Origin of the sequence: Natranaerovirga pectinivora (assembly GCF_004342165.1) — a bacterium.
Classification (GTDB): Bacteria; Bacillota; Clostridia; order Lachnospirales; family DSM-24629; genus Natranaerovirga; species Natranaerovirga pectinivora.
Genome location: NZ_SMAL01000006.1, coordinates 194949 through 203950 on the forward strand (window position 1 = coordinate 194949; position 9002 = coordinate 203950).

General features: G+C 31.0%; 7 protein-coding genes and 1 rRNA gene. 7 read left to right on the forward strand and 1 reads right to left on the reverse strand.

The window, feature by feature from the left end:
• Positions 1 to 70: 70 nt before the first annotated feature.
• From EDC18_RS09990 to radA, 5 genes are all read left to right on the forward strand, one after another.
• Positions 71 to 595 carry a DUF6512 family protein gene (locus EDC18_RS09990; RefSeq protein WP_132252709.1) on the forward strand — a complete coding sequence of 175 codons (525 nt, stop codon included), beginning with the start codon at positions 71 to 73 and terminating at the stop codon, positions 593 to 595.
• Positions 596 to 806: 211 nt separating this feature from the next.
• Positions 807 to 1328, forward strand: coding sequence for a nitroreductase family protein (locus EDC18_RS09995; protein ID WP_132252710.1), 522 nt, complete (start codon positions 807 to 809; stop codon positions 1326 to 1328).
• Positions 1329 to 1344: 16 nt separating this feature from the next.
• A complete protein-coding gene (locus tag EDC18_RS10000) occupies positions 1345 to 2409 on the forward strand; it encodes a branched-chain amino acid aminotransferase (RefSeq protein WP_132252712.1) in 1065 nt (354 codons plus the stop codon).
• Positions 2410 to 2423: 14 nt separating this feature from the next.
• Positions 2424 to 2912: an LURP-one-related/scramblase family protein gene (locus EDC18_RS10005; RefSeq protein ID WP_132252714.1), complete on the forward strand. Its 489-nt coding sequence runs from the start codon at positions 2424 to 2426 to the stop codon at positions 2910 to 2912.
• A 157-nt stretch (positions 2913 to 3069) separates the two neighbouring features.
• Entirely contained in the window at positions 3070 to 4428 is a 1359-nt protein-coding gene (radA, locus tag EDC18_RS10010) for a DNA repair protein RadA (RefSeq protein ID WP_132252715.1), read from the forward strand.
• Between the two features lie 170 nt (positions 4429 to 4598).
• Here the strand turns inward: radA and EDC18_RS10015 are convergent, their stop codons facing one another.
• A complete protein-coding gene (locus EDC18_RS10015; protein WP_243115111.1) occupies positions 4599 to 4985 on the reverse strand; it encodes a nucleoside triphosphate pyrophosphohydrolase family protein in 387 nt (128 codons plus the stop codon).
• Between the two features lie 233 nt (positions 4986 to 5218).
• Here EDC18_RS10015 and lacZ point away from each other — a divergent pair, with 233 nt between their 5' ends.
• Both lacZ and EDC18_RS10025 read left to right on the forward strand, forming a co-directional pair.
• A complete protein-coding gene (gene lacZ, locus EDC18_RS10020; protein ID WP_132252717.1) occupies positions 5219 to 8338 on the forward strand; it encodes a beta-galactosidase, LacZ type in 3120 nt (1039 codons plus the stop codon).
• Between the two features lie 569 nt (positions 8339 to 8907).
• A 16S ribosomal RNA gene (locus tag EDC18_RS10025) occupies positions 8908 to 9002 on the forward strand; the annotation flags it as partial.

Genomic DNA, 9002 nt, shown 5'->3' on the forward strand with positions numbered 1-9002 from the left:
ATGTTTGTTTAAATAAAGCTAATTTTGAATATACTAAACTAAGAATGAAAAATATAAGGGATGATTAGTAATGCAAAAAAAATTATATTATTATGAAATACTAATGTTTTTTATAGCCAATGTATTGATGTTTCTATTACATGATGCTTATAGTGAAACAGGATTGCATTTTTTAAGTTATATAAGTGCTGTTAACGAGAGTATTTATGAACATATGAAGATGACTTTTTTTTCATTATTAATAGTTTATGTTATTTTGTTTTTTATAGTAGGAAAAAGATATAATAATTATTGGTTTGGAAAGTTTTGTGCCCTAATAATAGCACCTTTTTTGGTAATGGTTCTTTATTATACTTACTCAGGAGTCCTAGGATATAATATTCTTTGGATAGATATATTAATTGGTGTATTAGCAATCCTTACAGGACAAATAATAAGTTATTATATTATTTCTAAAACAAGGATAATGTTATTCAACAATTTTATTTGGTTTTTATTAGTCGTTTTATTAGCGGTTATATTTAGCACATTAACATATAATCCAATACACATTGATTTATTTAAGGACAATCGATCAGGAAGATTTGGGGTTTAAAGAAGCAATTTTAAATATTAGAAGGGACTCTGTGGAACAGACAATAAGAAGTCTATTTCATAGGGTCTTTTTAAGATGCTCTTTAAGTTGAGTTAAGAAACATAAAGTGATTCTTTGGAATTTAATGTGATAAAGTATTGACTTTAGAATGGTTTTGTTTGATAATAACCATAAATGGAAATTTACTTTCGCGATGGGGAGGTATTTACTTATGATTGAATTACTTTGTAATAGAAGAAGTATTAGAAAGTTTAAAGATAAAAAGATTGAACAAGATAAAGTCCAAAAGCTTATTCAAGCAGCATTATTATCTCCATCTTCAAGAAGTATTTGCCCTTGGGAATTTATTATAATAGATGATAAAAACACGTTAGTGGCACTATCTAAAGCAAAAGCCCATGGCTCTAAATTCCTTGATAATACCCCTATGGCCATAGTTATTGTGGCAGATGAAAGCATATGTGATGTATGGATTGAAGATGCTTCCATTGCCTCTATTATTATTCAACTTCAAGCAGAAAAGTTAGACTTAGGCTCTTGTTGGGTACAAATTAGGAATAGACAAGATGCTAAAGGGGCCTCATCAGAACATATTGTAAAAGAACTGTTAGATATTCCTGTAAACTATAGGGTGGAGTCCATTATAGGCATTGGATACAAAGATGAAGAAAAAGAAAGCTATAATATAGATGAGCTTCAATACAATAAAGTGCATTTAAATAAGTTCAAATAAGAAAGGGAGAAATAACGTGTTAAATATACAAATTGAAAAAACAAATCAACCAAAGCAAAAGCCAGAACCAGAAGAATTGGTTTTTGGTGCTGTATTCACAGATCATATGTTTGTTATGGATTATGAGATATCACAAGGATGGCATAATCCTAAAATAGTGCCTTACCAACCCATTACATTAGAACCATCTGCTATGGTTTTTCACTATGGTCAAGAAATGTTTGAAGGTATGAAAGCGTATAAAGGTGTAGATGGTCGTGTTTTATTATTTAGACCTGAAAAAAATATTGAAAGAACCAATAAAACAAATGATAGAATTTGCATCCCTCAAATAGATGAAGATGATATGTTACAAGCCATTAAAGCATTAGTTGACATAGATAAAGATTGGATACCAAATGCAGGTGGAACAGCATTATACATTAGACCATTTATCATAGCTACAGATCCATATCTTGGCGTAAGACCGTCTAATACTTATAAATTCATGGTAATTGCATGCCCAGTTGGTGCCTATTATAAAGAAGGCATTAATCCAGTAAAAATATGGGTAGAAACAGAATATGTAAGAGCGGTGCCAGGTGGTGTAGGAGAAGCTAAAACTGGTGGTAATTATGCTGCAAGTATAAAAGCTCAAATGAAAGCCAAAGAAAGAGGTTATACTCAAGTATTATGGCTGGATGGTGTTGAGAGAAAATACGTAGAAGAAGTAGGAACAATGAACGTATTCTTTAAAATCAATGGAGAAATTATTACCCCTGAGTTAACAGGAAGTATTCTTGCAGGTGTAACAAGAAATTCTGTTATTGAGTTATTAAACGCTTGGGGTGAAAGAGTAGTTGAAAGACGTATTACAATAGATGAAATATATGAAGCTCATAAAGCAGGAATACTAGAAGAAGTATTTGGAACTGGAACAGCTGCTGTAATTTCACCAGTAGGTGAGTTAAATTACAGAGGAGATATGATAACGATTAACAATAATGAAATTGGTGCTCTAAGTCAAAAAATATATGATACCATTACTGGACTTCAAACTGGCGCAATTAAAGATGAATTCGGATGGACAGTAGAAGTATAATTAGGGGTTATTAGATGAAATTTAAAGTTCGTGAAAAGATTTTTAGCTTTAGAGATGACTTTACTATAAAAGATGAAAATGATAACGATTACTTTCAAGTTACAGGAAAAATTTTTACTATTGGAAACAAATTACATTTCAAAGATATGAGTGGCAATGAACTGCTATATATTGAACAACAACTTTTAAAGTTTTTAGCAGAATACAATATATACAGCAAAGGTAAAGTTGTAGGAAAAGTGAAGAAGAAATTAACATTTTTTAGATCTGGATTTGATATTATAAGCACTTATGGTAACTATGAAGTTGATGGAGATTTTTTTGGATATAACTTTGTAATAAGAAAAAATGGTTCAGTTATAGCAACCGTTTCTAAAAAGTTTTTTAGTTTTACCGATCATTATGGGGTAGAAATAGCTGATAATGAAGAGTATATATTTATCCTGGCATTAGTTATTGTTATTGATCAAGTAATACACGACAATAGTGGTTCTAATAAGTAACCTGAAGTAGCAAAATTAAGAATGGATAAAACTGAATATTATTTTATAAGACCATATAACCCTAGCTTATTGAACTAAGTTAGGGTTATAATAATTCAAAAGATAATTCTTTCTAGTAAAGATCCTTATAAAACTATAGAGGAAAGAGTGTGAAAATATGGCAAAAGCAAAAACAGTATTTTTTTGTAATGAATGTGGTCAAGAATCACCAAAGTGGTTAGGCCAATGCCCTGGTTGTAAAGAATGGAATACATTTGTTGAAGAAAAAATTACGCCTATAAAAGTTAAACAACATAATATTGGGTTAGAAAGAAATGAGCCTAAAAAACTTTCGGATATTCATATGTTAGATGATAAAAGAATTACTACTGGGATAAACGAATTAGACCGAGTTTTAGGTGGTGGAATTGTTATTGGGTCATTGGTTTTAGTTGGAGGAGACCCTGGTATAGGCAAATCAACCTTATTATTGCAAATGTGTAAAAGTTTAGCGGATAACAATAAAAAAGTACTATACATATCTGGAGAAGAATCCTTAAAGCAAATTAAAATACGAGCAGAAAGACTTAATGTGAATGGCAATAATTTATTACTTTTATGTGAGACGAATTTGACGAATATAGAAGAAATTGTAAAAAAAGATATCCCAGATGTTATGATCATTGACTCCATACAAACCATGTTTAAAGAAGATATTAGCTCAGCACCTGGAAGTGTTAGCCAAGTAAGAGAAGTGACCAATATACTGATGCAATTAGCAAAAGGATTAAATATATCAACTTTCATTGTTGGGCATGTGACCAAAGATGGTTCAATTGCAGGACCAAGGGTGTTAGAACATATGGTAGATACAGTTCTGTATTTTGAAGGGGACAGACATGCAAGTTATAGAATTCTTAGAGGGGTAAAAAATAGATATGGTTCTACCAATGAAATTGGTGTGTTTGAAATGAGAGACAAAGGGCTGGTTGAGGTGAGCAATCCTTCAGAATTAATGTTAACAGGGCGACCAACAGGGGTATCAGGTTCAGTGGTATCTTGTAGCCTTGAGGGCACAAGGCCGATGTTAGTAGAAGTACAGGCACTTATTAGTCAAACTAATTTTGGTATGCCTAGAAGAACAGCTACAGGGACAGATTATAATAGAGTCGTATTGTTAATGGCAGTATTGGAGAAAAGACTGGGAATGCAATTAGCAAGTTGTGATGCTTATGTAAATATAGCAGGAGGCATTAAGATAAATGAACCAGCATTAGATTTAGGGATAATAATGTCTATTGCATCAAGTTTTAAAAATCAACCAATTAACTCTAGGACACTTGTTTTTGGTGAAGTAGGATTAACGGGAGAAGTAAGAGCTGTGAATATGGCGGAACAAAGAGTTATAGAAGCATCCAAACTAGGATTTGATACATGCATCATACCAAAAGCAAATATGAAAAACTTGAAGATTCCAAAGGAAGTTAAAGTGTTTGGCGTTGAGAATGTAAATGAAGCACTGGGGTTGTGTAGGTAAGAGTCGGCTTTATAGTTAGTGAAACTTATAAAAAGAAAAACTACAATGTTCAAGTAGTTTTTCTTTTTATTTAGTTGAACTTACTATAAAACGACTCTAACCTTAATCTTTACCTTAGTGAACTTATAAAAATTTAATTAGTTGAACTTACTATAAAACCGACTAACTCTTTACTCAATATTGTATTTTCTTAGTAGGTCTACTTTTTTTACTTCTTTTAGTAGTATGTCATATAGGTTTAAATCTAAGGTATTGCATAAGGCTGCTAGATAGTAGAGGCAACTTCCCATATTTTTTTCTACAAATTCTTTGCAATCGGGACATATATTTCCATAACATTGAGTGTCTAGTTCATCATGAGCAGTTTCAAAGTCTAGTTTTTTACCTTCTATTTTAAGGCAGCCACATTGTGTGCAAGCCTTAATGATGCTTCTGTTTATTTTATTGCTATACTCGCTTAATTTTGTAATTTGATCTAGGATACTTTTATTTATACATTCGTATTCTTCAACAAGGAATTGTAACTCTTCAGTAATCAAATCGTGTATTGCAGACATTTTTTCACCCCTATAGCTTGATCTTTTACGAACAATTGCCTAACGAATTTGTAAATATATTACTATGATACCATATTTTTACAAACAGTAAAAGGGTAAAAAATAAAAAAATATTATCATCTAAAATGTCAAGAAATGCCATATTACATTGTCTTATTTATTTTAATGCATTATAATTTAATTAAATTAGAATAAATAAAATAGTGATATTTATTCATAAGAGAGGTGTCTTTATGCACAAGAAAAGGATGTATGAATGGGAAAATCCTGAGGTAATAGGAGTGAATAAAGAAGCAGGACATGCATATTTAGATAGATACAATTCATTAGAAGAGTCCTGCTGTAATGAAAAGAAATATAAAATGACTTTAAATGGGATTTGGAAATTCAAATATTCAAATTCTCCCTTAGAAAGACCAGAATTTTTTTATGAGAAAGATTTTAATGTAGAGGAATGGGACGATATTCAGGTCCCAAGTGTATGGGAAACACAAGGATATGGCACACCATATTATTTAGCATTTGATTATCCTCCTTCAATAAGCAAAAATCCAAAAGAAATACCTAAAATTAATCATAAAGATAATCCAGTAGGCTCCTATAAAAAAGAATTCACATTACCTACACCTTGGAAGGATGAAAATGTATATATTTATTTTGGTGCAGTAAAATCCGCCTTTTATTTATGGGTTAATGGTGAAAAAGTAGGATACAGTCAAGGATCAATGACGCCAGCAGAGTTCAATATTACAACCTATATAAAACCAGGTGTTAATGAAGTCTCTGTAGAAGTTTATAAATATAGTGATGGCACTTATTTAGAAGATCAAGATATGTGGTTTTTTGGAGGGATATATAGAGATGTCTTTTTATATTCAGAACCTAAACAATTCATATGGGACTACTATCTTTATTCTGAGTTAGAAGATGATTATAAGAAGGGCAAGCTTCACTTAAAATTATCTTTTAAAAATACAGCGCTAAGTAAATCAGCACAACAAATAGAGATTTTTATAAAAGGGCAATTAAATGAAGAGATTCTACAGATGAAAGGAAAAATAGTTCTAGATGCAAATAGTGAAAAAAACTTTGTGTTTAGTGAAATTGTTTCTAATCCAAAATTATGGAGTGCTGAAACGCCTAATTTATATACTGTATATATGGTGTTAAAAGATCATCTTGGAAAGAATATAGAAGTTAAAAAAGCCCAATTTGGATTTAGAGATATTAAAATAAAAGACGCCACTTTCTTAGTAAATGGAAAGCCAATTTTATTAAAAGGTGTTAATAGGCATGATTTTCATCCTAAGACAGGGTGGTATTTAACAGAAGAAGAGTATCATAAAGATTTAAGAATCTTAAAGCAGCATAACATTAATGCAGTTAGAACCAGTCATTACCCTAATGATACAAGGTTCTATGAGTTGTGTGATCGCTATGGCATATATGTTATGGATGAGGCTGATGTAGAAACCCATGGTGTGAGAAAAAAAGGAATACCAGGTGATAAAAAAGAATGGGAAAAAGCTGTTATTGATAGAATGGAAAGAATGGTTCTTAGAGATAGGAACTACACTTGTATTATCATTTGGTCTTTAGGCAATGAAGCTGGATTTGGAAGAAGTTTTCATTTAATGAAAAAGGCTGCAAAAAAAATTGACCATACCCGACCTTTTCATTATGAAGGGGATAAGGATTTATCAGTAAGCGATATGATTTCTTTTATGTATAAAGAACCTGATTTTATTGATGTCGTTGGCAATAAAAAAGATATTAAACGATCCTTAAAAGACAAGATGTCTAATTTATTGGCTGCAGATAATAAATCGTTTAAAGGTAAGGACTATGAAGATAAACCTGCTTTATTATGTGAGTTTGCTCATTGTATGGAGAATAGTTTAGGGAATTTTAAGGACTTTGTTGATAAGTTTAAGAAATACAATAACTGGATGGGTGGGTTTATTTGGGACTTTGTAGATCAAAGTATTTACAAAGAAGAAGATGGTAAAGAAATGTGGCTATACGGTGGAGATTTTAACGAAGAAAAGCACCACGGATATTTTTGCGCCAATGGATTGGTATTAGCAGATAGACAATTACATCCTGCCATTTTGGAAGTAAAAAAAGTTTATCAAAACATTTCTATGGAAGTAGTGGATCTTAAACAAGGTTTGTATAAGATAAAGAATGAAAATTTCTGGTCATCCTTAGAGGGGGTATCTTTAAGGTGGTTCATAACAAAAGATGGCGTAATAGTTAAAGAGAATGTAGATGATACATTAAATTTGTTACCTCAAGAAGAAATTAAAGTATCGATAAACTATAACAACATAAACAAGGATGGGAATTACGACTATCAAATAAACTTTGAATTTATAACAAAGGATGATAATATTTGGAGTAGCAAGGGGCATGTTTTAGCGTGGGAACAATTCCAATTGGAAAAAAGAACTATGGAAAGAGCTCTAAATAGCCAAATTCAAATAGAGATAGAAGAATCAGAAGAAACTATTAATTTAAGAGGTAATAATTTCAGCTTATTAGTAAATAAAGAGACTGGCCAAATCAGTTCATATAAATATAACCAACAAGAAATACTAAAGAAGCCACTAAAACCTAACTATTGGAGAGTACCAACAGATAATGATAGAGGAGCAGGAAATTTAAGACCACATAAGCTGAAACATATTATAGATAATAGTTGGAAAGCACCAAAATCAAAAACCACTAAAATTAAAATTAATAATAAAGAAAATATGTGTATTATAGAAGTAAAATCAAAAACCCAAAATTTTAAAAGAAATAATATCTTGAAATATATTGTTACAGGTAATGGACAAGTATTGGTAGAGCATAGAGTGATACCTAAGAAAGAAATGATTAGATTTGGTATGCAATGCCAAGTTTCCAAGGAAATGAATTATTTAAAGTTCTATGGAAGAGGTCCTCAAGAAAATTATTGGGATAGAAAAGAGGGATCTCCTATTGGATTATATACAGGAGAAGTAAATGATTTTATACATAACTACTTAAGGCCTCAAGAGAATGGTAATCATACTGATGTGGATTGGTTTGAAATCAAAGACAAGTATGGAAGGGGCATTAGAATTTCTTCCTATGGTAATAAGAAATTAAATATGAGCGTATGGCCATATGAGATGGAAGCCTTAGAAGTTGCCAGTCATATTCATGAAATAAACTATAGTGATACATATACAGTAAACATTGATTATATGCAAAAAGGCGTAGGTGGAGATTACCCAGGAGAAGCTATGTTAAAAGATAAGTATAAAATCAAACCCAATAAAGAATACAGATATCAATATATAATAGAACCCATTAAGGTGGAATAATAAGTAGTTAATAGTATTTGCCATTCTGAATTTAGTATAATAGAGGTATATATAAGAAAGATATAAGTGTTACACTAGATTTAGGATGGCAAAAAAATGGTATTATCAAGCCTTAATCTGTTTTATAAAAAATTCTATAAAAAATAAAAAGTTTTTGAAAGTTTTTGTTGACATTATATATTTAATTTGGTATTATAAATCTCACCGGCAGGGAATGTCTTAAAAGATAGCTTTAAATCAACAACTTAAAAAAAATAAAAAAAACTGTTGATTTTTATAAAAGGATATGTTAAGATTAATCTCGCGTCAAACAAAGAACATTGATAATTGAACAGTGAAGCAACCCTAAGATTTCAAAAAAATGAGTCGGCTTTAAAATTTATTTTAAACCATCTCAAACATTTGGGTCTTAGACACCTAAGAGTCGGCTTTGAAATTCATTTCAAAACGATCTCTAACAATGTAAGTCTTACTTGAACTTGTTTCAAAAGACTATAAAGATTAAAAGATTTTTTCTTCGGAAAAAACTTTTAGCCAGCAAATTAGATTGCTAAGGCAAACATCAATTATAAATTGAGAGTTTGATCCTGGCTCAGGATGAACGCTGGCGGCGTGCCTAACACATGCAAGTCGAGCGGACGAATATCAATGAAGCCTTCGGGTG